General features: G+C 57.4%; 21 protein-coding genes, 1 tRNA gene and 1 pseudogene. 11 read left to right on the top strand and 12 right to left on the bottom strand.

Annotated features, from left to right (window positions below):
* Positions 1-78 precede the first annotated feature (78 nt).
* A complete protein-coding gene (locus AC13C8_RS08890) occupies positions 79-1,221 on the top strand; it encodes an efflux RND transporter periplasmic adaptor subunit (RefSeq protein WP_091428726.1) in 1,143 nt (380 codons plus the stop codon).
* The gene (locus AC13C8_RS08885; RefSeq protein ID WP_482847074.1) at positions 1,218-4,334 is read left to right on the top strand and encodes an efflux RND transporter permease subunit; all 3,117 of its coding nucleotides are present in this window, start codon (positions 1,218-1,220) and stop codon (positions 4,332-4,334) included. The genes AC13C8_RS08890 and AC13C8_RS08885 overlap by 4 nt, the downstream gene beginning before the upstream one ends.
* Positions 4,335-4,347: 13 nt before the next feature.
* Here the strand turns inward: AC13C8_RS08885 and AC13C8_RS08880 are convergent, their stop codons facing one another.
* From AC13C8_RS08880 to AC13C8_RS08870, 3 genes are read right to left on the bottom strand one after another with little or no spacing between them, the layout of a single operon-like run.
* A complete protein-coding gene (locus AC13C8_RS08880; protein ID WP_482847073.1) occupies positions 4,348-5,121 on the bottom strand; it encodes a LamB/YcsF family protein in 774 nt (257 codons plus the stop codon).
* A gap of 3 nt (positions 5,122-5,124) precedes the next feature.
* Positions 5,125-6,153, bottom strand: a complete 1,029-nt coding sequence (locus AC13C8_RS08875; protein WP_482847072.1) for a 5-oxoprolinase subunit C family protein — start codon at positions 6,151-6,153, stop codon at positions 5,125-5,127.
* Positions 6,150-6,905: a 5-oxoprolinase subunit B family protein gene (locus tag AC13C8_RS08870; RefSeq protein ID WP_091432027.1), complete on the bottom strand. Its 756-nt coding sequence runs from the start codon at positions 6,903-6,905 to the stop codon at positions 6,150-6,152. Before AC13C8_RS08870 ends, AC13C8_RS08875 begins: the two co-directional genes overlap by 4 nt.
* A 243-nt stretch (positions 6,906-7,148) precedes the next feature.
* On the opposite strand from AC13C8_RS08870, the gene AC13C8_RS08865 reads away from it, so the two are divergent.
* From AC13C8_RS08865 to AC13C8_RS08855, 3 genes are read left to right on the top strand one after another with little or no spacing between them, the layout of a single operon-like run.
* Entirely contained in the window at positions 7,149-9,365 is a 2,217-nt protein-coding gene (locus AC13C8_RS08865) for a hypothetical protein (RefSeq protein WP_482847071.1), read from the top strand.
* 21 nt (positions 9,366-9,386) lie between these two features.
* Entirely contained in the window at positions 9,387-12,773 is a 3,387-nt protein-coding gene (locus AC13C8_RS08860; RefSeq protein ID WP_482847070.1) for a D-Ala-D-Ala carboxypeptidase family metallohydrolase, read from the top strand.
* Positions 12,770-13,870 (top strand): hypothetical protein, encoded by a 1,101-nt coding sequence (locus AC13C8_RS08855; RefSeq protein WP_091428715.1) that lies wholly within the window; start codon positions 12,770-12,772, stop codon positions 13,868-13,870. The genes AC13C8_RS08860 and AC13C8_RS08855 overlap by 4 nt, the downstream gene beginning before the upstream one ends.
* A 112-nt stretch (positions 13,871-13,982) precedes the next feature.
* Here AC13C8_RS08855 and AC13C8_RS08850 read toward each other — a convergent pair whose 3' ends face one another.
* The 6 genes from AC13C8_RS08850 to gph form a co-directional block, all read right to left on the bottom strand.
* Positions 13,983-14,792, bottom strand: coding sequence for an HAD-IIA family hydrolase (locus tag AC13C8_RS08850; protein WP_482847069.1), 810 nt, complete (start codon positions 14,790-14,792; stop codon positions 13,983-13,985).
* A gap of 80 nt (positions 14,793-14,872) precedes the next feature.
* Positions 14,873-15,688 (bottom strand): phosphonate ABC transporter, permease protein PhnE, encoded by an 816-nt coding sequence (gene phnE, locus AC13C8_RS08845; protein WP_091428711.1) that lies wholly within the window; start codon positions 15,686-15,688, stop codon positions 14,873-14,875.
* Positions 15,688-16,500: a phosphonate ABC transporter, permease protein PhnE gene (gene phnE, locus AC13C8_RS08840; protein ID WP_091428710.1), complete on the bottom strand. Its 813-nt coding sequence runs from the start codon at positions 16,498-16,500 to the stop codon at positions 15,688-15,690. Before phnE (AC13C8_RS08840) ends, phnE (AC13C8_RS08845) begins: the two co-directional genes overlap by 1 nt.
* Entirely contained in the window at positions 16,497-17,285 is a 789-nt protein-coding gene (phnC, locus tag AC13C8_RS08835) for a phosphonate ABC transporter ATP-binding protein (protein ID WP_091428708.1), read from the bottom strand. The genes phnE (AC13C8_RS08840) and phnC overlap by 4 nt, the downstream gene beginning before the upstream one ends.
* 66 nt (positions 17,286-17,351) lie before the next feature.
* Complete coding sequence (gene phnD, locus AC13C8_RS08830; protein WP_091428706.1) at positions 17,352-18,326, bottom strand: phosphate/phosphite/phosphonate ABC transporter substrate-binding protein; 975 nt, start codon at positions 18,324-18,326, stop codon at positions 17,352-17,354.
* Positions 18,327-18,397: 71 nt separating this feature from the next.
* Positions 18,398-19,054 (bottom strand): phosphoglycolate phosphatase, encoded by a 657-nt coding sequence (gene gph, locus AC13C8_RS08825; RefSeq protein ID WP_482847068.1) that lies wholly within the window; start codon positions 19,052-19,054, stop codon positions 18,398-18,400.
* 241 nt (positions 19,055-19,295) lie between these two features.
* Here gph and AC13C8_RS08820 point away from each other — a divergent pair.
* Together AC13C8_RS08820 and AC13C8_RS08815 are read left to right on the top strand one after the other, a co-directional pair.
* Positions 19,296-19,550: pseudogene (locus AC13C8_RS08820) on the top strand (integrase core domain-containing protein); the annotation flags it as partial.
* A gap of 167 nt (positions 19,551-19,717) precedes the next feature.
* On the top strand, positions 19,718-20,455 hold the full coding sequence (locus AC13C8_RS08815; protein ID WP_482847067.1) for a lysophospholipid acyltransferase family protein: 738 nt from the start codon (positions 19,718-19,720) through the stop codon (positions 20,453-20,455).
* 251 nt (positions 20,456-20,706) lie between these two features.
* On the opposite strand, the gene AC13C8_RS08810 is transcribed toward AC13C8_RS08815, so the two are convergent.
* A tRNA-Ala gene (locus AC13C8_RS08810) sits at positions 20,707-20,782 on the bottom strand.
* A 96-nt stretch (positions 20,783-20,878) separates the two neighbouring features.
* Positions 20,879-21,199, bottom strand: coding sequence for a TIGR02300 family protein (locus AC13C8_RS08805; protein ID WP_482847066.1), 321 nt, complete (start codon positions 21,197-21,199; stop codon positions 20,879-20,881).
* Between the two features lie 129 nt (positions 21,200-21,328).
* Here AC13C8_RS08805 and AC13C8_RS08800 point away from each other — a divergent pair, with 129 nt between their 5' ends.
* Positions 21,329-22,060 carry a M48 family metallopeptidase gene (locus AC13C8_RS08800; protein WP_482847065.1) on the top strand — a complete coding sequence of 244 codons (732 nt, stop codon included), beginning with the start codon at positions 21,329-21,331 and terminating at the stop codon, positions 22,058-22,060.
* 48 nt (positions 22,061-22,108) lie between these two features.
* Positions 22,109-22,762 carry a GntR family transcriptional regulator gene (locus tag AC13C8_RS08795; protein WP_091428695.1) on the top strand — a complete coding sequence of 218 codons (654 nt, stop codon included), beginning with the start codon at positions 22,109-22,111 and terminating at the stop codon, positions 22,760-22,762.
* A gap of 13 nt (positions 22,763-22,775) precedes the next feature.
* Here the strand turns inward: AC13C8_RS08795 and AC13C8_RS08790 are convergent, their stop codons facing one another.
* A complete protein-coding gene (locus AC13C8_RS08790; protein WP_091428693.1) occupies positions 22,776-23,231 on the bottom strand; it encodes an Lrp/AsnC family transcriptional regulator in 456 nt (151 codons plus the stop codon).
* Positions 23,232-23,377: 146 nt separating this feature from the next.
* Between AC13C8_RS08790 and AC13C8_RS08785 the strand changes: the two genes are divergently transcribed.
* A complete protein-coding gene (locus tag AC13C8_RS08785; RefSeq protein WP_482847064.1) occupies positions 23,378-23,812 on the top strand; it encodes a universal stress protein in 435 nt (144 codons plus the stop codon).
* A gap of 25 nt (positions 23,813-23,837) precedes the next feature.
* Entirely contained in the window at positions 23,838-25,382 is a 1,545-nt protein-coding gene (locus tag AC13C8_RS08780) for an alanine/glycine:cation symporter family protein (protein ID WP_482847063.1), read from the top strand.
* The last annotated feature ends 79 nt before the right edge of the window (positions 25,383-25,461 follow it).

Raw genomic sequence — 25,461 nt, 5'->3', positions numbered from 1 at the left:
TATCAAAGTGAACCTAGTTAACATGTTTACATCATCCTACACAGCTGCCTGTGCACATTTCTGACGAAGGACAGTGGAATGCCGAAAGACGAGCTGCCCGATCTGAACGGGCACCTGAAATTCGAAGACGACAAGGGCGCCGGACGCTCCAAGTGGTTGGCCGCATTGTTCGCCATTGTGCTGGTCGGATGGATGGGCAGTGGCTACATCCTGCCATCGCAGCCAGACGTCGAACCCACTGACGAGCCGGTGGCGCGTGCGGTGGCGGTCGCGGTCATGACCTCGTCCGCACAGGACATTGATCTTGTCCTGATCTCGGAAGGGCAATCGATCCCGGACCGCGCGACCAATGTCACCGCCAAGGTCGGGGGTGAGGTCCTGTCTGTGTCGGCCGACCGCGGCGATCTTGTTGCCGCCGGTCAAGAAATCGGACGCCTTGACGCTGCCACCATCGAAGCACAGCTGGTGCAGGCGCAAACGCAGTTGGATCAGGCGACTAGCGATCTTGAAAAATCCACTTCGCTCCAGAAAAGCGGGATCACCACGGAAGACCGCGTGCTGCAAGCCCGCGCTGCCAAAGCCTCGGCAGAGGCGGCGGTGGCGGCTGCGCAAGAGCAATTGGAAAACACCGTGATCCGCGCGCCCTTTGCCGGACGGCTGAACGATATGACGCTGGACGAAGGCGAATTTGTGAACAGCGGCGATGTGGTGGCCGAGGTTCTGGACAACAACCCGCTGTCGATTGTCGTACAAGTGCCCCAACAGGCTTTGTCACGGCTGAAGAAGGGCCAAACGGCCAAGGTGTCGTTTATCACCGGCGAAGTGCGCGATGGCACCGTCGCGTTCATCGGGGCCAACGCCGACAGTCAAACCCGCACCTTCCGGGTTGAGGTCACAGTTGACAACCCCGACAGCGAAATGCCCGCCGGGCTAAGCGCTCGTATCGCCATTCCAACCGGCAAGGCACGGGGCCATTTTATATCTCCGGCGATCCTGTCGCTGGGAACCGATGGCGAACTGGGGATCAAAACAGTCACCGACGACAATATTGTCGAGTTCGCCCCGGTGTCCATCGTGCGCGCCCAAACCGATGGCATATGGGTCACTGGTTTGCCGGAAAGTGCAGACATCATCACGGTGGGCCAAGGGTTCGTTAATGCTGGCGATACGGTCGATCCGCGCCCGTCTGACGCCCCCGCCGCAACCGAGGTCGCCCAATGAAAACCCTGATCACAGCCGCGTTCAATCGCAGCAAGGTCGTTCAGCTTTTGTTGGTGTTTCTTCTGATCATCGGCGCGTTTGCCTATTACGCGATCCCAAAGGAAAGCAATCCCGAAATCCCGATCCCGATTGTCTATGTCTCAACCGGGTTGGATGGCATTTCGCCCGAAGATGCCGAGGACGTGCTGATCGGCCCGATGGAGACGGAGTTTGCCTCGCTCACCGGGCTGAAATCCATGACAGCGACAGCCAGCGAAGGTCATGCCAGCGTCCAGTTGGAATTCGAACCGGGGTTTGACGCGGACGAGGCGCTGCAAAAGGTGCGCGAAGCGGCCGACAAGGCGGAAAACGACTTGCCCCAAGACGCGCGCCTGACCGTGACCGAGATTAACACCGCGCTGTTTCCAATCCTGACCGTGATCCTGTCCGGCCCGGTGCCCGAACGCACGCTGAACGATCTGGCGGACGATCTGAAGGACGATATCGAGGCTTTGGGCGGTGTGCTGGAGGTCGACATTGGCGGCAAACGCGAACAATTGCTTGAGGTCTTGATCGACCCCACGGTGTTCGAGACATACAATATTACGTTTGAAGAGTTGATCAGCTCGATCAACCGCAACAACCAATTGATTGCCGCCGGTGCCATCGAAAGCGAAGCCGGGCGCCTCGTCCTGAAAGTGCCGGGCTTGATCGAGGACATGTCCGACGTGATGGAGCTTCCGGTGCTGGTGCGAGGTCAAACCGTTGTAACCTTTGCTGATGTCGCCACCATCCGCCGGACCTTCAAGGACCCTGATGGTTTTGCCCGGATCGACGGCCAACCCGCCTTGGCGCTTGAGATCAAGAAACGTGTGGGTGCCAACATAATCGAAACCGTGGCCGAGGTGCGCGATGTGATCAGCACCGCGCGGGCCAATTGGCCTGACAGCGTCCATATCAGCTATACGCTTGATGAAAGCGAGCAGGTTAAATCCATGCTGTCGGACCTTGAGGCAAACGTGATCGCTGCGATCATTCTGGTGATGATTGTCGTGGTTTATGCGCTTGGCTTGCGCTCGTCCCTGCTGGTCGGTCTGGCCATTCCGGGGGCGTTTCTGACCGGCGTCGCAGGGCTTTATTTCATGGGCTACACAATGAATATCGTGGTCCTGTTCTCGCTGATCCTTGTGGTCGGGATGCTTGTCGATGGTGCCATCGTGACCGTCGAACTCGCCGACCGGTACCTGCACGAAGGGAAATCCTCGAAACAGGCATATGCCGAGGCCGCGATGCGGATGGCCTGGCCCATCATCGCCTCGACCGCCACAACACTATGTGTGTTCTTCCCACTGCTATTCTGGTCGGGAACGGTGGGTGAGTTCATGAAATTCCTGCCGATCACGGTGATCATCACACTGGCGGCCTCGCTGTTCATGGCGCTGGTTTTCATCCCTGTCGTTGGCGGGCTGATTGGCAAACAACAAAAGCAATCCGCAAAGTCGAAGGCACAGCACTATGCTGCCGAACGCGGTGATCCACGGATGATGACCGGCGTCATGGGCGCATATGTCAGCCTGTTGAAATGGTCGATCAAGCGACCAAGCGTGACGCTGAGCTTTGCGGTGATCGCATTGGTCGCCTCGTTCATTGCCTACGGATCCCTTGGCAACGGCCTGACCTTCTTTCCAGAGGTCGAGCCGGATTACGCGCAGGTCGAGGTGCGCGCGAAAGACAATTTCTCGGTCTATGAACAGGACGCATTGGTTCGGCAGGTCGAAGCCAAACTGTCGGGTTATGACGAGATCGCCAGCATCTATGCCCGTTCGGGCGGTGGCCGCGATGGCAGCGACGCCATTGGCTCGTTGCAGTTGGAACTGGCGGAATGGGACACGCGAAGACCCGTTGTCGACATCGCCGAGGATATCCGAAAGGACGTCGCCACCATTCCGGGTATTGACGTGCAAGTGCAGACCGCCGTTGCTGGCCCCGGTGGCGGCAAGCCGGTTAATCTTGAGGTCGCATCCAACACGCTTGAAGATCAGCAGGCCGGTGTCGCGCTTTTGATTGAGGCGATGGAGCGTCTGGGGGGCTTCACCGATATCGTGGAGACCAGCGCCTCGCCCGGCGTGGAATGGCAGATCACTATCGACCGGTCCGAGGCCGCGCGCGCCGGCGCAGACGTGGCCATTCTGGGGCAAGCCGTGCAACTGCTGACCCAGGGCATAACGGTGGCAAACTACCGCCCCGGAGACACGGATGGCGAGGTGGACATTGTCGTCCGCTTCCCGGCCGTTGACCGCACCTTGGCCGAATTGCAGAACCTTCGCGTGCCGACCAGCGCCGGGCTGGTGCCGATCTCGAATTTCGTGTCATTCGATCCCGCCCCGCGCAGTGGAGTCATCACGCGGATTGATCAGGAACGCGTCATCTCGATCTCGGCGGATGTGGCACCGGGGGTGCTTGTGAACGACCAGATCCTGGCCTTGCAAAGCGAGTTGGACAAGATGGATCTGCCCGAAAGCGTCGAGGTGAAATTCGGCGGCGAGGCCGAGGAACAGGCAGAGGCCATGACCTTCCTGATCGGCGCGTTCCTGTCCGCCATCGGTTTGATGTTCCTGATCCTGCTGACCCAGTTCAACAGCTTCTGGCAGGCCTTCGTAGTGATGTCTGCCATCGTCTTTTCCATCGCGGGTGTGCTGCTGGGCCTGATGATCACCGGGCGGCCTTTTGGTGTCGTCATGGGTGGGATCGGTGTGATCGCGCTGGCGGGTATCGTGGTGAACAACAACATCGTGTTGATCGACACCTATAACGAGCTGAAAGCAGCGGGTGCGTCGCCCTACGAGGCGGCGTTGCGCACCGGCGCGCAGCGTCTGCGCCCGGTTGTGCTGACCTCGGTCACGACCGCGCTGGGTCTGATGCCGATGGTGATCGGGTTGAACATCAACTTTTTCACGCGTGAAATCGTCTATGGCGCGCCATCGACCCAGTGGTGGACCGAATTGTCCAGCGCCATTGCAGGCGGCTTGGTCTTCGCGACGGTGCTAACCCTGATCGTCACGCCTTCGATGCTGGTTCTGGGCGAAAAACGTGCGGCACGGGCGGTGGCCAGGGGGGCGGCGCAACCGGCATGATGACCCGCACCGGCTAGACGCGGGCACCCGTGAATGGAGCGAGTTCTATCCCGCTGTCTTCAAGCGCCTGCCGCACCTTGGTGGCAATCACCACGGCGCTGGGTGTGTCGCCATGCAGGCAGATCGTGTCGATCCGTGTCGGGATGCGCTGACCGCTTTCGGTGATGATCGCACCCTCGCGGACCATCTGAGCCATCCGTGCGCCTGCCGCGTCCGGGTCGTGGATCACCGCACCCGGCAGGCGGCGATCCACCAGTGTTGCGTCATCATTATAGGCGCGGTCGGCAAAAATCTCGCAGGCTGTGGCGCATCCCAGAGCACGGGCTGCATCTTGCTGGGCGGTGCCTGCCAGCACCATGATGATCAATTCGGGCGCGATCGAAAGCGCCGCGTCATAGCAGGCGCGCGCCAAATCTGCATCCTCTGCGGCCATGTTCGCCATTGCGCCGTGCAGTTTCAGATGCCGCACCTGTCCTCCTTCCGCCGCCGCCATCGCCTGCGCCGCGCCCAGTTGATAGCGCACCAGGTTTTGCAGCGTTCCGCGGGGAAGCTCCATCCGTCGCCGCCCGAAGCCGTGCAGGTCGGCAAACCCCGGATGCGCGCCGATGCCAACCCCCTTGGCAACCGCATTTTTCATCGTTGCGGCCATGACGTCCCAATCGCCTGCGTGCAGCCCGCAGGCAATATTGGCCGATGTCACGATATCAAGCAGCGCCGCATCATCCCCCATCTGCCAAGGGCCAAACCCCTCACCCATATCCGCGTTCAGATCGATTGTCTGTGGCATCTTCTACCTCTGGTCCTCATCTGTCCTGTCACCACCTGCCGTGACCCCGCTGATCAACTGATAGGATAGCAGGTCAGGGATGGAATGGGGATCACGGATCAGCGGGATGATGCTCTGCGCAAGCGCTTTGCGTGCGATCGCGGCCTTCCGTTCGACTTCAACCGCGTGGTCCAGTTCGATGAATTGGAACCGCAGCGGCGCGCCCGCCGGGGCTTGCGCGATGATCGGCAGATCGCAGGGCAGCACAGTGCCGATACGAGGATAGCCGCCGGTGGTCTGACACTCGCACAGCAGCACGAAGGGCGTGCCATCGCCGGTGATCTGGATGTCGCCCGGCACGACCACCTCGGACAAGACCGTGCGGCCGCCCTCGGTGTGGAACCCTTCCTCCGGTGGCACCAGCCGCGCGCCCATCCGGTTGCCCCGCACGTCCCGATGAAAGGTTGTGGTTGTGAACCTGTCACGTTCGGCCTGAGGAAAAAGATTGGTCTGGAGGCTTTCGACGATCCGCACGGTGCCGCCGCTGAAGCGGTCATCAACGTCCAACGTCATGCCTGCCTGCCCACCCGGATCATCAGAGACCCCTAGGTGATCGCCCACCTTCACCGCACTGCCAATCCCTGCCGCCAAATGCGCCGAGCATGCGCCCAGCCGCGAGCTGCCTTCGAAGCCGCCGCCCACATGCAGATAGCCATAGCTGCCCGCCACCGGACCACCGATGGACAGCCGCGTGCCCGCAGGCCATCTGTGACTGGCATTCCACGCCAGTTTCATCCCATCCAGCATTGCCCGCATTGGCGCGCCGGTCAGGGCGATGCGCAGATCGGACTCCGCTTCGAACTCTCCGCCCATTCCCGCCATCTCAACCGCGGGCAGATGATCGGACTGGCCCAGCAACACGGCCCCTTCGGTCAGCGCCAAAAGATCGACAGCCCCGCCACGGGAAAGTCCCGAATCCAACCATCCGGGACGTCCCTTGTCTTGCAAGGTTACACCCGGTCCAGCCCGCAGAACTTTCATATTCCCGCTCATCTGATCACCGCGACGGTCGCGCCGCCCATCGGGTCACGGCGCAGACGATCCAGCGTGTCGGGCTCTGTGGTCACAAACTGCACCTCGTCACCAGCCCGCAACAGGAACGGCTCGTCGGCATCGGGTTGAAACAGACGCATCGCGGTCTGTCCGACATGCTGCCAACCGGTCGGTGTGGGCACCGAAAACAGCACAAGTTGTCGGATCGCCACCGCGATGGCCCCTTCCGGCACCCGCGCGGTCAGCTGGCTTTGGCGCGGAATGTCCCATGCCTTGGGCAGCGTGCCGAGATAGGGCTGTCCGGGTGCGAACCCGATGGTCTGAACCCGCAAGCGAGTCGAGGTCAGGGATGCGATCGCCGTGTCCTCAGACAGCCCGGCTTGCGTGGCGGCCTGCGCAAGCTGTGGGGCAAGATCGGTGCCGAACACGGCAGGAATACGCCAAAGACGCCGCCCATCCGGTAGGTTTGCCGCATACCAGTCACGACTGTCGAGCAGCCCCCGGATCTGGCCGCGCAGCGTCACGTGATCCAGATGGAGCGGATCGAAGCGCAGATAGACGGACACCAACGAAGAGGATGTCTCCTCGACTGCCGCCCACCCGGCGGCTTCTATTGCGGCGCGAAAGGCCAAGGCAGCGCGGTTGGCGGCCTCGCTTAGCGTTTCGGCGAAACGGACAAGGATGCCATCCACCCCGGCAGAGCAAATGACCGGGCCATCGGGCGGGCATCGTTTTGGATCACGCTGTGTCACATGTGCCCCGGCAAGCGGTTTCAATCGAAGGAAAACCTATCGCCATCTCGGCCAGGATAACATTCAAAAATGCGGCTCCCGGCATCGACCGGGTGGTCTTCACCAAGGTTCAACCGGGTGGACTCTGACTCAGAAACAGAGTGTTTTTGTATTCGGGACAGTTTTCTGATAGAGTAAAATACTATTATTTCTCAGATTAGTTGATTTTGAATACCTATTGTTTTGTAAGGGACGGTTATTTCGATGGCCAGCTTTGCGCGATCCTTGATCAAGGATACCGGCGTGCGCGCCGATTGGGTGGACCTGCGCGATCAGGATTATATCCCCAATCTGGCGGTGCTGCGTGACACGGTTTCCCTGAACCCGAAACTCTTGACCCCTGATCCCGCCACCGGGTTGCAGGTGCCAGTCTTTGGTGCGCGCAATCAAGGCAGCAGCGGTCGGTGTGTCGGCTTTGCGCTGGCCAATCTGATCGACATCCAACGACTTCTGCAAACCCTGCGCCGTACGCCCAGCACTAGCGATCATCCCGAACCCGATCTGTCAAAGGTGCAGGAAGATATCGTCAGTGCAGACATGCTGTATCGCATGGCGTCCTTCCATGACCGCTATCCCGAGCTTGAAAACGGTGAAGTGCTGGCAGAAGAAGGGATCCTGACATTACGATCTGCGATCAAGGGCTTCTATCATCATGGCGTCTGTCGCGATTGGCCCTTTGGCGAACCGACCACCGATGAGGGGCGCTGGCAAAGCGAATGCTATTTGGCGGACGGGCCAGACAAAGCGCGTAAGTTCACCACGGTCGGTCAGGCCAAGAAAGCGCGCGAGATCGGGCTTGGCGCCTATTTCCGCCTGGCCTCGATCCTGAACCATTTTCACGCGGCGCTGAACGATGCCGAGGCGATCCTGACCACGGCGAATATTCATGACGGCTGGCTTGAGGCTTTGCCCGACAAAGGAGGTCTGATCACCTGGCCGCCCGCGCTTGGAAAGACCGGCACGCATGCTTTCGTTGTCATCGGCTATGATGAAATGGGATTTCACATCCTGAACTCTTGGGGGCCGAAATGGGGCGGATATAACGGGCAAGCAGGGGTGGGCTTGTGGTCTTACACCGATTGGGCGCAGAACGTGGTGGACAGCTGGGTCCTGCGACTGGGCGTGTTCGCCCCCTCTGCCTTCGGCGCGTCTGTTGGCGAAAAAGGCACCAAGGGCGACGCCGGCCCCATCCAGTCCGGCTCCACCCCCAGTTTTGAACTTGTCGGCCATTACATGAACCTGGATGATGGATATCACGTGGCCACCGGGTCTTATCCGTCTTTCAAGGATGGCTGGACACGAACCCGCAAATACCTTTCAGAACGGCTGGACCCCAAGGCCGATCCCGCCAATAAGGACAACCAGTATCGCGGCGTCCTGATCTGGATCCCCGGCAGTCTTGAGGGAATAAAGCCCGCCTTTGCCGACGCGGTCGGGCGTAAGACCCTGATCAAGGATCTGGGCCTGTATCCCTATACGATTTTCTGGTGCAACGGCTTCGTCGAAAAATCACTTGAGGTGCTGCAAAGCCTGTTTGACAGTTGCGAAGAACAAGCTGGGGAAAATGCCGCCCATCTTGACGAACTGATCGAAAACCGCGTGCGTGGCGTGGGTCGCGCTTTCTGGCGGGATATCGAACTGAGTGCCCGACGCGCGCTGCGGGGCACCGAAGAACTGCCATATGAAGATTTCGAAAGTGACGAACTTGACAAGATCAAGACCGGCTTTGTCGGCGATCTGTTGTTTGACCTGTTGGAGTTAAGAAAAGAAACGGGTTGTGAACTTCACATCGTCGCCGAAGGGGCCGGTGCTCTGGTGGTGCACGAAATGCTGTCGCTGCTGGAGCACAAGACACGCTGGTTCGATCCGGCTTCCTTGAAACCGCGGGGGATGGACCGGTTTGACACGCTGCATCTGGTCCATCCGGCTATTGGGATGCCACGCGCCAAGAAACGCCTGATCCCGCTGATCAACGTAATGAACGGTCCTGTTGCGGGCAAAAAGAAACGCAAGTCGTCATCGCGCAAGCCGGTGGTGCAGGAATACCTGGAATACACGACACCTCCGCGTGCGCGGATTTACGTCCCAACGCCCGAACTTGAGGAGCGCGTGAAGTTCGGTGCCTATGGCAAATCCATCCTCCATCTCGTCTCGCGCGCATTCGAAGATCGATACCCCTTGCCACAAGACGCCGACGACACCTCGGCCCCCTATCTTCTGCGCCCTCGACCGTTTCTTGGCATGTCGGGTGTCGTGGATGATCCCACAATCCCGGTGCAAAATGCGGTGTTCCGGCTGAACTGTATTGCCGCGCAGAAACACAATCTGGACCGCATCCCGCAGTCTGCCCTGAACGACGACCCCACCATCACCAACAGCATTTTCGAATGCATAAGAGGATTTCAGGAAAAGGGACACTGAACGCCATCAAGGAGAAGACCATTGACCAAGATCACTGTTGAACAACTGATGTCGAAAATGTCGGATCTGAACGCCGATGAATCCGAACTCTCAGAGTATTTCATACTTGATGAGGAACGATCAGGTCCATTCTCCCCCAAGTTCAAGCTGAACCCTGCGACCGTTCAGATCCCTCGCGGCGCCAACGCCGCCCAACGCACGGCGGCGTTGATGAACTCGGCCAACTGGTTTGCACGGATGAACCGCAAAAGCGCGTTTCAGAAGAAACTGGCACAGGGCTATGACGGCCCGATCATCGTGTCCGAAGGGGACAGTTGGTTTCAGTATCCCATCCGCCTGCGCGACACGATCGACCACTTGATGGCCAGCTATGCGATCTATTCGCTGGGCGCCGCAGGCGATCTGCTGAAACGTATGGCGGACAAACAGGAATATATCCGCGCGCTGGAAGAAACAGGCGCCGAGATATTGCTTCTGTCAGGAGGCGGCAACGATCTGGTCGCTGGCGGCGCTCTGGCCTCCCATCTAGAGGCTTTCGACCCCGAACTCGCCCCTGCTGATTACCTGCTGCCATCCTTCCAGGCGCTGCTCGATGACGCGCTCGGGCATTATGGGCGGATGTTCCGGCAGGTGCAGCAAAGGTTCCCCCATGTCAACATCCTGTGCCACGGCTATGACTATCCCGTGCCCAACAAGGATAAGTGGCTTGGCCAACCGATGGAATCGCGGGGCATTCGCGACCGCGCGCTGCAAATGGCCATCGCCGCCGAGATGATGGACCAGTTCAACCGACGCCTGCGCCGCCTGTCCCGGTCGATGCCCAATGTCACCTATATTGATTGCCGGGGTGTGGTGGGCAATAATCGTTGGTTCGACGGGCTGCACCCGACAGGCGAAGGCTATGGCGATGTCGCGCGCAAATTCCAGCTCGAGATCAATCGCATCGCCAACGCCCGCAGCGGACCGCCTGTTGTTGTGAGCGGCCCGTTTGGCTCGGCCGTCGAGTTGTCACGCGCCTTGCAAGCGCCCCCGGTCATCGCTGGAGGCCCGGCAAAAGGCATGTCCTTGCATGTCGGTATCAACTCCGTGGATCCGACACATTATGACGGCTGGGATGGTCAACTGGCCGCCTGCGAAGCCGACGCTCTTGCGATGCAGGGTATCGCTGAAAGCGAGGGGTTCAAACCGCAGCTTGTGTTGACCAGTGACGCCACCCGCCAGAACGTGGTGGACGAAATAAAGCGCGCTGCAAAAGACCTTTCCCCGGGTGACATGTTCCTTTTTACCGTGTCCAGCCATGGCGGGCGGGTGCCCGATTTCAATCAGGACGAAGACCATGACGACGACAGCCAGCGGATGGACGAAACCTTATGCCTGTATGATTTCCAGATCGCGGATGACGAGCTTTATATGCTCTGGACCCTGTTCCGCGATGGGGTTCGCGTGCTGATCATGCCGGACACTTGCCATTCCGGGTCGATGGCGCGGTTTGGTCCCACCGCCCCGGCCGAGTTGTTTGGGCGCGTCATCCCGCAAGACCCGCGCATCCGGGCCATGCCGCTTTATGTTGAAGATCGAGTCTGGCGGGCCAACGAAGCCGCCTATCGCACTGCGTCGAAGTCTTACAGCGCGATGAAAGAAAGCGTCATGACCGCGCCGCTCAGCAGCCCCATTCAGGCGTCTGTCCTGAACCTTGGGGCGTGCAAGGATACGCAATATGCGATGGACGGGCCGCAAAACGGGGCCTTCACCGGTGCCCTTCTGAACGTCTGGAACGGCGGACGCTTCACCGGCGACTACCGCGCCTTCCGTGCCGCAATCGACGCCGAGATCGGCAGCGACAGCCAAACTCCGCAACTGTTTGAACGGTTGCTGAAACAGCCGAATTTCGTTCTTGATCGGCCCTTCACCTTGCAACCTGCCGGTATTTCATCCGGAACGGGCACAGTGGCGGCCAAATCATTCTCTGCATCAGTCGATCCGATGACCGAGGATGAAGGAGACGAAAATGACCTTCTGCCTGATGCCGAGCTTGATGCGATCCTGTCAGCCAAGACACGTGGGGCGGGCTTCCGCAGCGCCACGGCGGCGCTTGAGTGGCCAGACTATGCGGACTTCGACGGATTTATCCGGTCACTTGGGCTGAAAAATTTCGGCACGGATGAGTTCCTGATCCTGGGTGGAGGGCACTCGACCCCCGGCGGGAAATGTCAGGGCAAGAACACCTATCCACCGCGCGGCTTGTGGACCAATATCGCCAAGACCGCGCAGGCGCTGGACCATTTCCGCGACCGGATCGGTAAACCCATCGCCATCACCAACGCGTATCGTGGCCCGGCGTATAACGCTTGTATTGGTGGGGCCAAACAAAGCCAGCACATGAAGTTCTGCGCCTTGGATTTCAAGGTCTCTGGAATGTCTGCCCCCGAGGCGGCAAAAGCCCTGCGCTGGCTGCGTGACAAAGAGGGGTTCTTCACCGGCGGGATCGGCCGCTATAGCAGCTTCACCCATATCGACACGCGCGGCGTCAACGCCACATGGCCACCGGCATTCCGAGACATGAAGCTGTCCGGCTCGTCGCCCCTGAAAAAACGCGAGCCGCGCGATCTTGCGGAACGGATCGCAATTCTGATTGCAACTATGTTGGCCAAGCCCAGATCGGCACCGGGTGCGAAATCCCGCAGTTCGGCCTTCGCGGACCCGGTCAGCCGGTCGAGCGACGATTTCGACCCAACGTCTGAAAATGCAGCACACCAGCAATCGCTACAAGCAGCGGTCAGCGCATCCAGCGTGATCTCGTTCGTCGAGAACCTGACCCCCAGCCAGAAAGAGGACGTGCTTTTGTCAACGCTGTTTGCCCAGCGGGCGGCGGACGCAAAGGCCGACCCGGTGAAGGAACGTGAGCTGTGGCACACAACCTATATGGATATGCTCAGCCTTATGGGATGGACCCGCGAGGCCGCGCCTTTCGAGGCCAGCCAGAAGATGAAAGGCAATGGCAGCTTCGATAAGGTCGTCCTGGCCACACTTGCCCAGGTCGCGACCGGCAACCAGTTCAAGATCGTCGAAAGCGCGATGGAGGCGCTGCGCGGGCTGGCAGCGGATGACGGCAAAATCAAGCTGTTTGATTTCGAAACCTCCACTTCGACCGGTGGCAATTTCCAGATCGGAAGCGCCGAGGCATCGGGTGACGTAATCTCGATGGCTTTGGGCGCGTTCAACTTCAATTTCAAAGACAAAAAGCAGAACATCCTGTTTGTGTCATGGGGCAAGAACGAACTTGACTACTGGCTGTCCGCGCAGAAAGTCGTCCTTAGCCCGACGATCTACGCCGATATACGCGAGATCATTCGCGATAAGCTGGCGGACACGCGCAAAACCCTGATTGCGGATATCGACGTCGGATGACACAGGAAAACGCGCCTCCACCACTCGACAGTGACGCCGTGCCGTTGCCACGACCGGTCACTGCGGGAAAGCTACAGATCGCACCGCGCTATCTGTTGATCCTTCTCTTGCCGGTCGCGGTGCTGACTGCTTCAGAATATTTGCTGGGCACGTTCGGTGATACGTCGTTACAGGTGCAGGGGATCGAACTTGCGCCGATGGCGCCGCTGATCGAGCTGGACGGCCGTTACAAGTTTCTTGCCGCCCTGTTTTTATTCGTGGCCGTGACCATCACCCTTATCGCCATGTTTTCATTCGAGCTTTATGCCCGCCACACGAAAAAGTCGATCTGCTATACGCTGGTCGGCATTGTCGGGGTCATCATGGTGACGCTCAGCTTTTCAACTTTTGAGCCGGACTGGATGCCCGCGAGTTTTGAATCGCAAGCCTTGCTGGGCGAAAACCTGTTTCGCACAGCGCTTGGCATCGGCAATCTGCCCGGCTGCGACCCCGGCGGCGCACTAACAGGGCCTTGCGAGAATATGGGGGCATACTTTGCGATGAAATACCTGCTGGATCGCGTCAACATCCTGACCTCACTGGCGGCAGCGGCGATCATAGCGGGAATGGTTCTGTCACTGGCCGACCCTGTTGGCATTGATCGCAGCAACAAGAACGCACTGATTTCCGAGGCCACGGCACTGCAAAACGCGCAGGAAAGCACCCAGCGTTATCTCTATTGTGCCGGTGTCTTGCTGACGACCGGGATGGTGCTTGTGCTGTCCTGGATGAAATGGCCCGGTGCCTTGATCGCAGACCCGATTCTGCGCAACGCACATGACAGTGTTGTCAGTTCTTTGTCCATGTTTCGCGGCGTGACCTATACGGTGCTGATTCTGTCATTCTATATGCCGGTCAGCCTGATCCTGAAGGTGCGGATCGAGCGGTTCAAACAGGCAAGCGAAGCGGTCGGAGAAACCAAGCTGGGCAGCACGCTTGAAGGCTTCGACATAAGGCGTATCGCAAGTATGGAGGCATTCAAATCCATCCTTGCCATCGCCTCGCCGATCCTGGCCAGCGCGATTGGGTCCTTTGTTGATCTGTCGGTGTTTCAGTGACACCACGCAGTGCTGACGCCCCTAAAGCGCCCCGCCGCGTTCTGTAACACTGACAGGGGTGGGAAATGGTGGAGAGCCTAGCCAGGTCGAACCGCTACCCTCTTGCTTAAGCCTAGGGCCGTACCAGAATGAAATCCGGAACAATGCCCGACAACTCGATCAGCCGATGCGGGTCGTGGCCGTCAAAGAACCCGAAACCTGAAATCAAAGCCGATTTTATTCCTGCTGTCTGTGCACCCAGTATGTCTGTGTGCAGACTGTCGCCCACCATGACGGTGCGGATCGCGTCACATCCACCAAGCTGCGCAAACGCCAGTTCAAAAATATTCATAAATGGTTTGCCGAAGAACTGAGGTTCAGTTCCCGTCCGGTTCGCAAGTCGATGGGCAAAATGGCCTGGTTCCGTGGAAAAACCATGCTCGCGCGGTGCAACAATATCAGGGTTTCCCACTAATACCGGGCGCGCAGTATGGGCAAGTGAGGCTTCCAAAAGCACTTGTCTTTCCTCAGTCCAGTTAGAACTGCCGAGCATCAAGAACCCGTCAACCGCGTCATAGTCCGATGCGTCATCGGCCAGAAAGGTCGTATCAAGGTGCTCCAGGCCTTCGCACCCAAAGCTCTCCTGTGCAATCACACCCCAGCGCCTTTCGGGTTCGGATGACAAGGCGTGAAGCACAGTCTTTCGGCTTGTGATCACGTCCTCTGGCGCGAAGTCATAGCCCAGCCGCTTGTATTTCTTCATCAGCGTTGAGTGAGGATATCCAGCTGCATTCGAAACCACGACCACGCGTTTTCCTGTCTTTTGCAGGCCCGCCACGCGTTCGGGCACCCCTTCAATCGCAGTCTCGCCGATGTTCAGCACCCCAAATGCGTCCAAAAGGAAGGTGTCGATGGTGTCGCTTAACGCATCAAGGTCAGGCAACCGTTGGCTTGCCCCTTTGCGTCGCACCGCCGGCAAGCGATGTCGAACCGCTTCGTAAGCAGCAAAAGCCTCGGGCAAGTTCAAATGATCGCGCCTCTGACTTTGGCTGACACCCATTCGGAAATCACAACTGCAAGCAAAATAACCAAAAGGATCAGCGAGACTTGCGGCCACGCCAGCACATTAAGCGAAGACGACAATTGCAGCCCGATTCCACCCGCGCCCACCAGCCCCAGCACGGTGCTTTCACGAATATTGATGTCCCAACGGAAGACTGCAATGCCGGCAAAAGCAGGCAGGATCTGCGGCACGATACCATATGCCATGATTTGCCAGCGGCTGGCGCCCGTTGCGGAAATAGCCTCGACTTGGGTTTCGTCAATCTCTTCAATCGCTTCGTAAAGAAGTTTCGCACAGAACCCGATTGAGCGAATTGCGATGGCAACAACGCCCGCGAAGACGCCGGGGCCGATAATCGCAATCAGCAACAATGCCCAGATCAACGAATTGATCGAACGCGTTGAGACGATGATCAACAATGCAACTGGTCTGATAAACAATTTTGACGGCGTGGTGTTTCGGGCAGCTGCGAACGCCACAGGCACCGCAAGGATCAGCGCAATAATCGTGCCAAGTGTCGCGATGTTAAGTGTATCCCAGATGGGTTTGCCCAGTTGTGAAATATATGACCACCTTGGCGGCGTTGCACGGGTCCAGATATCACTGGCAATCCGGGGTGCATCCCAAACGAAAAACCATGTGGTCGCGGCGGAAATCTGCTGCCACGAATAGGCAAAGATCGCCACACCGGTCAGCCAAAGCAACCAATGAAACAAGCTTTCACGCCCGGTGCGACGTTGCCAAAGCTTCAGTTCATTGTATTCGCGCACCGGCATTATTGCACCCTCGCCCGGATCAAACCGGACAGGTATTCCAGTGCCATGACAATGATGATGATCATCATTAAAATGGCCGCTGCGGTGTCGTATTCATACCGATCGAACGCAGTGTTAAGAGTCGCGCCAATGCCGCCCGCACCAACCAACCCCAGAATGGCACTTTCACGAAAATTGATGTCGAGGCGATACATCGAAAGCCCAATAAGGCGGGGCATGACCTGAGGCTGCACACCGTAGTTGATCCACTGCATCCATTTCGCACCAGACGCCTTGATGGCTTCGGCTTGCACGCGGTCCATGCTTTCGATGTCTTCTGCCAGCAGTTTTGACAAGAATCCGATGGTCGCGAAGCTAAGTGTCAGAAATCCGGCAAGCGGTCCAAATCCAAAGATCGCGACCAACAGGATCGCGACGATGATTTCTTGCAAGGCGCGCGACACTGCGATGATACCGCGGCAAATGAAATAGATCGGCAAAGGCGCCACATTGCGGGCCGCACCAAGCGCAATGGGAATGGAAATCAAGATGCCGACCACGGATGATGCGACCGTCATAATGATGCTTTCGATCATCCCGCCCCAAATATCGGCCGATCGCGACGTGAAATCAGGGCTCGTGAAGGCCAACACGAACTGCTTGCCACGTTCCAGCCCCTCGTATACCCGAGACCAGTTGATCTCGATCGTCATGTAGGCGGCAATCAGGTATGCCACAAATCCGATAAGCAAAAGCCAACGCAACCAAGCGCGTTGAACGAACGGCTTTTTCTTCCACGGCTTGCCCAAGATCGTTTCGAGTTCCGTATTCATCCGACGGCCTCTTCGTCGTCATCGACCGCTTCAATCGTGGCTTCCCAGTCCTCTTCGCCATAAATCGTCGTCAGCACGTCGGGCGTCAAACCTTCGGGCGGGCCATCAAATTCGACAGCGCCGACGCGCAATCCGATGACGCGCTGCACAAACATCTGCGCCAGTGCCACGTCATGGATGTTGATAATCGCCGCCAATCCGCGTTCTTTGCAAAGCTCGCAGATCAATCGCATGATTTGACGGGATGTTTTTGGATCAAGCGATGCAGTCGGTTCATCGACCAGCAGAAGCGCAGGATCTTGGATCAGGGCCCTGCAAATACCCACCCTTTGGCGTTGCCCGCCCGACAGTTCATCCGCACGTTTGTCAGCCATATGTGCAAGCCCGACACGGTCAAGCAGGCGGAACGCTTCGTCCACGTCGGACTGAGGGAACTTGCGCATAAAGCTGCGCCAGAACCCGACATAACCCAATCGACCAGACAGCACATTTTCCATCACCGTCAGTCTTTCGACGAGCGCATATTCCTGAAAAATCATTCCCATGCGCCGACGTTCTTTTCGCAGAGCGCCAGCCGACAACCCAGTCAATTCCGTATCAGCCAGGTAAACTTTGCCCGACGTTGGCTCAACCAACCTGTTGATACATCGGATTAGCGTCGACTTCCCCGCGCCAGATGGGCCGATCAACGCCAGAACCTGACCTTCTGGGATATCCAGGTCGACCGCTTTCAGCGCCTGATCCCCGGTCTTGTACGTCTTTACAAGCTTCTCAAGCCGCAGCATGAAAGCCTCCCCGCCCCAGTTCTTGTTGTTGGATGGGGCGAACCTTCTGGTCCGCCCCAACGATATTTATTCGCAAGCGTAGCTTACGCCATTGGCTGTATCGATCTTGCGGATCACATCCCAAAATTCCTTGTAGGTCATTTCCAGGAATTGACCCTCATTTGATTTCTCAAACTCAGCCTGTAGCGACGTGCCCTCCCATTCGAAGCTAAAGAACGCGTTACGTATCTTTTCCTTCAGCTCAGGTTTAAGGTTGTAGACCGTGCCAAACCCGGTGGTTGGAAACGTCTGCGATTTATAGATCACTTTGACGTCGTCTTCTTTGATGACATCCCGGCTGATCATGCGCGACTTGACCGAGTTGGCGATGGAGGCCGCCACATAGTCTTTGTTGGCCACACCAAGGATCGAGTTGTCGTGCTTGCCCGAAAAGACAGGTTCGAAATCGCGATCAGGCAACATATCGAAATCGCCCTTCAGGATAGCAGAAGGCGCTTTGAAACCCGAGTTCGAAGTTGGCGACGTGAAGGCCAATTGCTTGCCCTTGATGTCCTCAACCTTTTCAATACCAGAGCCAGGATAGGTGATGATCTCCATCTCATATCCAAAATTGCCGTCCAATGACGCCATGATAGTGAACGGATTGAAACCTGCACAATTCACAGCCAAGGGGTTCGACCCGGTGTTGAACCCTGCAATATGCAGCCGTCCTGACCGCATTGCTTCAATCTGTGCGGCGTTGCTTTGCACAGGGAAAAACATGACCGGCTTGCCAGTTTCATTTTCCAGATGCGTCAGGAAATCAGACCAAGCCTCTTTGTAAACCGCCGGGTCTTCAACGGGCGTATAGGCAAAAATCAGGGTGTCAGGGTCAATTTGCTCGGCTGGGTCTGTGGGTGTGTCTGCCAGCAGATCCCCGTCAACGTCACAAAACCTTTCGTCCAAAGTGCCCCGCGGGCAGTCTTGTGCAGCGGCAGGCCCGGCCAGCGAAAGGCTAAATACCAAAGCGGCTCCGGACAGAAGTGTGGTCATTACTTTCATGAAAATATCCTCCCTAGACGGTGAGGCTAGAGCGGAATAGCGCTAACAAGCAAGAAATAATTCGACTGCTATCAACGGTTGAGAAAGTCTGCTTCGGTCCAATCTCTGAAACAGTTTTCCGTCGGAACATCCAGTATCTTTCCATTCAGATAGCCGCCCGAAAACAGCCGGAACGGAACCGCTGCATTTCGCGCAGTTTGAAAATCAATAGCACTGTCACCGACATAAACCGATCTATCCGGGGTTGTCCCAAGACCAGAGATACAGCCATGCAATGGCGCTGGGTCAGGCTTCTTCGCCACATTGGGTTCGGCACCCACGATCACGTTGAAATACCGTGTAAGACCAAGTTCTGCGCAAATTCTTCGAGCAGGCTCAGTCGGCTTGTTCGTACAAACACCCAACGGCACGTCAGACGCGCACAACTGTTCAAGACATTCAACCACGCCCGGGTACGGGCGGGTCAATGTCGTCATATTCTGCTCATAGTTTTCCAGAAAAAGCGTCAAGGCTTCTGCTTGCAGACTGTCGTTAAACTCGCCCGTTGCCTTCAAGCTCCGTTCAACCAATTTTTCGACGCCATCACCGATGAATGAGATAATGGTCTGCAGATCGAGAGGCGCGCGGTCTAGTGCAGCCAAAACCACATTGGTTGCGGCCTGCAAATCCGGTGCCGAATGGACCAAGGTGCCGTCCAGATCGAAAATAATTGCTTCAGGTATTGTCATAGAAGGTTCTTATCGCGTCCAAGCCTTGCACACCATCGCTCGCAACATCTGTGCATCACATTTCGGGTGACAAGATGGGGAAACCCGACTGCATACACAATGGAGACAGCGCGCGCAGATCGCTGACCACCCTTTGACCCGCTCGAAAACCGAATGAAGCTCCTGATTGACCCGTTTTTGATAACTAGCTTGTCTCTGCCCCTGCTAGCTTGTCTCTGCCCCTGCCGAAATCATCGAAACCAGCCAGTTCACGTCCTTTGCTTGGACAGACCGTTTGCGGCGATCCGGCGTGAGCGTCCCCATGGACGGAAAAGGCCGGTTTCCCGATAATATCTTCGTCGAAAGGCTCTGGCGATCCCTGAAGTATGAATGCGTCTACCTACATGCCGGGGAAACCGGATCAGAGGCAAAGGCAGGGATCAGAAAGTGGTTGGAGTTCTACAATCACAAGCGCTCCCATTCCGCACTTGATCGGCAGACGCCGGACGACGCATATTGGGCGGGCTTAGAAGAGCAAAAAGCAGCATGAAATCTAAACCTGATACACCTTAGAAACGCTGCAAACCTGTCCTAAAAGGTGGGACCACTTCAATGTTTCAGGTGCGGACAAAGCCTTAGTTCGCAGAGGTAGACTAAATGTCCGCTTTCTCCGAGTATAGACGGATGGATAAGATTGCAGAGACCTGGCGCGGCACACGCGCTTCACTAGTTTGGTTGTCTGAAGCTCCGATCGTGAACGCGCGTATTGCACTTTCCACGATGAACAAGGAACAGGCGCGCATGCTCATGGCAAGTCAATGCGCTAAGTTCCTCGCAACCTGCCGCGTTAACGTTGAGATGCATGGTGAGCCACCCAGCCCGGGCAAAGGTTGCGTTCTGAACTACAATGAAACATCGTTCGCCGACGTGATGGCCTATGGTTCATCTTTGTGGGGCCATATTGATCGCGCGGCGGCAGCGGAACTCTACGGTTATCTTCCTTTTGGACGCTCGGCCGCTCGCAAGGCGGGGATCGAATTGGTTCCAAGAGGGAATCGTCAGGCCACTGAACGCTTGCTTCATAAAATAGTGGCCGCCCTGAAACGCGGAGAGCGGCTGGCTTGGGGTGGTGAGGGTCGGCTGCAAGGCCAGGACGCGGTTGGAAGGTTCAAGGTCGGAGGAAGTCTAATCGCAATACGGGCGCAAGTTCCCATAATTCCCCTTGTATTCTGCGGTGGCCACCAAGTAATGCCGCTTGGTTCAATGCGCGCGCGCGCTGGAAAGATACTTATTCGTTTTGGCGCACCGATTCCAACGACGGGGCTCAAAGAGGACGAGGCACGTTCTTTGGCGGATCAGGTCCAAGAAATTGCTGTCGAAATCTATGCTGAATTAAAGGCGGCGTTGGCTCTAAGTACTTAACCGTCCTGTGGGTCTCGCCACGAGGGACATGTTCTAGCTGAGAATTGCGTATTTCCCGCGAGCGGTGATTCAATCGTTGCGCAGCATTTGCCACCAAGGGCTCTTTTTCCTCTTTCGCCGCGCTCTGACTGAAGGTCCGCTATCACCAGATAGGGTCAGTGGTGCTGCCAGAAAAAGACAATCTATGTGGCCATAGGGGTCAAAGTGCTGTCCATAGGGGTCAAACTATGTGGCCATTCACATGGAGAATTTGGTGGAGCCTAGCGGGGTCGAACCGCTGACCTCTTGCATGCCATGCAAGCGCTCTACCAACTGAGCTAAGGCCCCATCCGAAGGCGTTTCCGCCGTCAATGCGCGGTATTTATGCAAAGGCGCATTAGGGTTCAAGCCTAAAAGTCGCCTTTGCTAAAAATTCAGTGCCGCTTAGTCGTCGTCATCTGCGGCGACGTCGGCGATGTCGTCCAGCGAGACTTCATCTTCATCGTCGTCTTCCAGAACGTCATCGCCCAGATCGACATCGACATCTTCATCGTCTTCAAGAACCGCATCTGCGTCATCGACCAGATCGTCCTTCATTGCGGCTTTGTCTTCTTTGTCGGCAACCATAGTGCGCGATGCTTTGCCAGTTTCGAGGTTCACAACCTCACCCGTATAGGGGCTGACCACCGGATTGGCATTCAGGTCATAAAAGCGTTTACCGGTGGTCGGGCAGACGCGTTTGACGCCCCATTCTTCCTTGGGCATGTAAAACCCTTTCCGTTCTGTCTAAGTCGTGCGAGATTTGCCGCCAACTGCCACATGTGTGCAGAGGTGTCAAAGGCTTTTCCCCTTATGGGCGGATACCGTGGCAATTGTAAGGAAAAAAGGGACCATATGTTCTGGTCAAAACAGGCAAGCAGGCTGACCGAAGCTGAACACATTGATCTGGCAGGCACACCAGACGTTACTGTTTTGTTGCGCCCTTCGGTGCGGGCGCGGCGATTGTCTTTGCGAGTTTCCAAACTGGATGGCCGCGTGACTTTGACCGTCCCACACGGGGCGTCGCGCCACGAGGCAGTGCGATTTGTCTCGGAACGCGCCGATTGGATTCGCAAGCATCTGGCAGATGCGATGCCAGAAAAGCGTCCGGCCCTTGGCTCTACCCTACCATTTCTTGGCCAGTCTCATCAGATCACCGAGGCACCAATACGGGCCGCACGCGTCCGCGATGGCAAATTCATTCTGCCACCCGGTGACGCCCGCAAGACCGCCGCCCGACTTGAGGCGCTTTTGAAACGCGAAGCGCGCGACCGGCTGGCGAAGGCAAGTGATCACTATGCAGACATGGTTGGCCGCAATTTCGGTCGCCTGACGCTGCGCGACACGCGCTCGCGCTGGGGATCCTGCAGTTCGACGGGCAACCTGATGTATTCCTGGCGGTTGGTGATGGCGCCCGAAGCGGTGTTGGACTATGTCGCGGCGCATGAGGTTGCGCATCTGGTGCATATGGATCACTCGGCTGCATTCTGGGCGCAGGTTGAAGCCATTTGCCCGGCCTATCAAACACCCCGACAGTGGCTGCGCGACCATGGCGCAGGTCTGCATCGCTATCGCTTTCGCGACTGAACGCATGGGCGTGTTGACGCCACGCCAATTTGTGATCACAGTTACGACATGCAGGCTCAAACCCGTTCACCATCCGATACGTCCAGCGCCCATGAGCGCGTCTATCGCAGCCTGCGTGCGCGGATCATGCACGGAGAGCTGGACCCCGGCCAAAGCCTGACAATCCGCGGGATCGGCAAGGAATACGACGTCTCGATGACCCCTGCCCGCGAAGCGGTGCGCAGACTGGCCGCCGAGGGCGCGTTGACACTGTCCAGTTCCGGACGAGTGTCAGCACCCGACCTAACCGCCGAACGGATCGAAGAGTTGGCCGCGCTGCGCTCGCTGCTGGAACCCGAGCTGGCGGCCCGCGCCCTGCCCCGCGCCCATATGGCGCTTATCGACAGGCTGCGCGCCATCAACGTACGGGTGTCGGAATGCGTCACCAAGCAAGACGCGGTCGGCTATCTGCGTACCAATCTGGAATTTCACCGAACGCTCTATCTTCGGGCACAGGCGCCGGCGATCCTTGCTGTGGCTGAAACGGTGTGGCTGCAACTCGGCCCGACCATGCGTGCCCTTTATGCGCGTCGCCAACGCACCGATCTGCAACGCCACCACCGGATGATCTTGTCCGCTCTGTCAGCCGGTGACGAACCCGCCCTGCGACTGGCGGTGCGCACGGACGTGACGCAAGGTTTGAAAATGCTGGTGGCCGATTGATCACGGACCGCAGTCAACCCAGATGAAACCCCCGAAACTCTTTCACCGTCGACAAGCTGAGCAGTGTTTTCATCTGCGCGAACGACGGAATGGAAGTCAGCCTTTCGCGATATAGTTTCTCGTAATCCTCGGTGTTTCTGGCCGCGACTCGCAGCAAGTAATCAAACTCGCCTGAGATCAGATGACATTCCAGCACCTCTGGCATTTCAAGAATTGCCGCCTCGAAGGCCTGAATGTCCTCACGCCGCTGACTGACCAGCTTCGCCTCGATAAACACCTGAATTTCCAAGCCGATGGCCTTGCGGTTCAGACGCGCCGCGTAATTGGTGATGAACCCGTCCGCCTCCAACAATTTGACCCGCCGATGGCAGGCCGAGATCGACAGACCCACCTTGTCTGAAAGCTTCGACATTGAAATCGAGCCGTCCTTTTGAAGGATGGAAAGAATTCTTGTGTCCAGCTTATCCATCGTAAATTTTCCGATTAATTAGGTATGTTCGATAGTTTTTACGTAAATAATCCTTCATTGCAAGAAATTAAGGAACCTTTTCAGATCAACCGCTGCTAGGCTACAGTTGCTTAACACGTGACACGTTCACCCAAGGGAGGAAGAAAATGTCCAATAAGATCGTCGTCGGATACGATGGCAGCGACAGTTCGAAAGCGACGCTGGATTTCGCGATCGGGCTGGCCAAATCGCAGGGCGCGGCCATCGTGGTTGCGCATGTGCTGGAATGGTCGCCGTATTCATTCCTGACACCAAATGAGCTGGAAGAGCGTCACAAACGGCGCGGTGAGGAGTTGGAGCGCGCGGAAAAGGCAGTGCTGACGCCCGTCGTCAAGGGTCTGGCCGACAGCGGGGTCAAGGTCTCGACCGCCCTGAAATACGGCGGCATCGCTGATACGCTGTGCGACATCGTGAAAGCCGAGGGTGCCACGCAAGTGATCGTTGGCCGCACCGGCAATTCGGGCCTGTCATCACGCATCTTCGGCTCGGTCGCGGGCACATTGGCGCAGATCTCGCCGGTGCCCGTCACCATCGTTCCTTAAAAAAACAATGCGAACAGGGATAGTTATGAATTACACAATCAAGGCAGCGGCATGGGCCGCACCGGCCATGCTGGCGGCGACAGCGCCCGCGATGGCCCAATCCATGGACCAGAAAATCAACGACATATTTGCCAGTTCAACCGGCTGGTTCGTCAACTTCATCTTCAGCCCTTTCCCCGGCACGTCCTTCCCGTGGATCGTTGCTTGGCTGGTTGTTGCGGCAACGGTCTTCACAATCTATTTCGGCTTGATCCAATTCCGGGCCTTCCCGCATTCGATCGCGCTTGTGAAAGGCGATTACTCTGACCCCAATGACGCCGGTGAGGTCAGCCACTTCCAAGCCTTGGCAACCGCCCTTTCAGGCACGGTCGGGCTTGGCAACATCGCAGGTGTGGCCGTCGCGGTCGGCATCGGAGGGCCGGGTGCCACCTTCTGGATGATCCTTGCGGGCCTGTTGGGCATGGCGTCGAAGTTTACCGAATGTACGTTGGGTGTGAAATACCGTAACGAATACGAGGATGGCACCGTGTCGGGTGGCCCGATGTATTACATGACCAAGGGCTTTGCAGAGCGCGGCCTGCCCGCTGGCAAATTCATGGCAGTCTTGTTCTCGATCTTCTGTATCTTGGGCGCATTGGGCGGCGGGAATATGTTCCAGGCCAATCAGGCACATGCACAAATCACAAATGTGGTCGGAGATTTTCCGGGCTGGATCACCGGTATCATCTTCGCTGGCATCGTTTTTGCGGTGATCGTCGGCGGTCTGAAATCCATCGCCAGCGTGACTGAAAAAGTTGTGCCGTTCATGGGTGTGCTCTACGTGTTGACCGCCTTGATCATCCTGCTGATAAACGCAGACATGATCGGCTGGGCGTTCGGCCAGATCTTCGCAGGCGCTTTCACCGGTCTTGGTGTTGCTGGCGGTATGGTTGGTGCACTGATCCAAGGCTTCAAACGGGCGGCGTTCTCGAACGAAGCCGGCGTTGGGTCGGCTGCGATTGCCCACTCGGCCGTGCGCACCAAGGAACCGATCACCGAGGGCTTTGTGTCCCTGCTTGAGCCGTTCATCGATACCGTCGTGATCTGCACCATGACGGCGCTTGTGATCATCATCACGGGCCAATTGATCAGCGATCCTGCAACCGGTATGTATCTGCTGGATGAAGGCGGGGCGACGATTCAGACCATTGACGGCAACAAGGGGGTTGCGCTGACGTCGGCTGCATTCTCGGCCTCGTTCGGTTGGTTCAAATATGTCCTCGCCATCGCGGTGATCCTGTTCGCTTTCTCGACCATGATCAGCTGGTCCTACTATGGCCTCAAGGCGTGGACTTTCCTGTTCGGCGAAGGCCAAAGGAAAGAACTGACCTTCAAGGTGATCTTCTGCATCTTCGTGGTGATCGGTGCCTCGGCCAACCTTGGTCCGGTGATCGACTTCTCGGACGCGGCGATCTTTGCCATGGCGGTCGTGAACATCCTGGCGCTGTATTTCCTGATGCCCGTCGTGAAGCGCGAGTTGGACAGCTACCTGTCGCGCCTCAAGTCGGGCGAGATTCGGAAATTCGAATGAGATGACACCGGACACAGAGATGTGTCATAAAAGACGAAAGCCACCGGAGCGATCCGGTGGCTTTTTTTCATGCGTGTCT

It is taken from the genome of Aliiroseovarius sp. B-4 (genome assembly GCF_056857795.1).
This window is presented reverse-complemented; position numbering and strand designations above follow the sequence as displayed.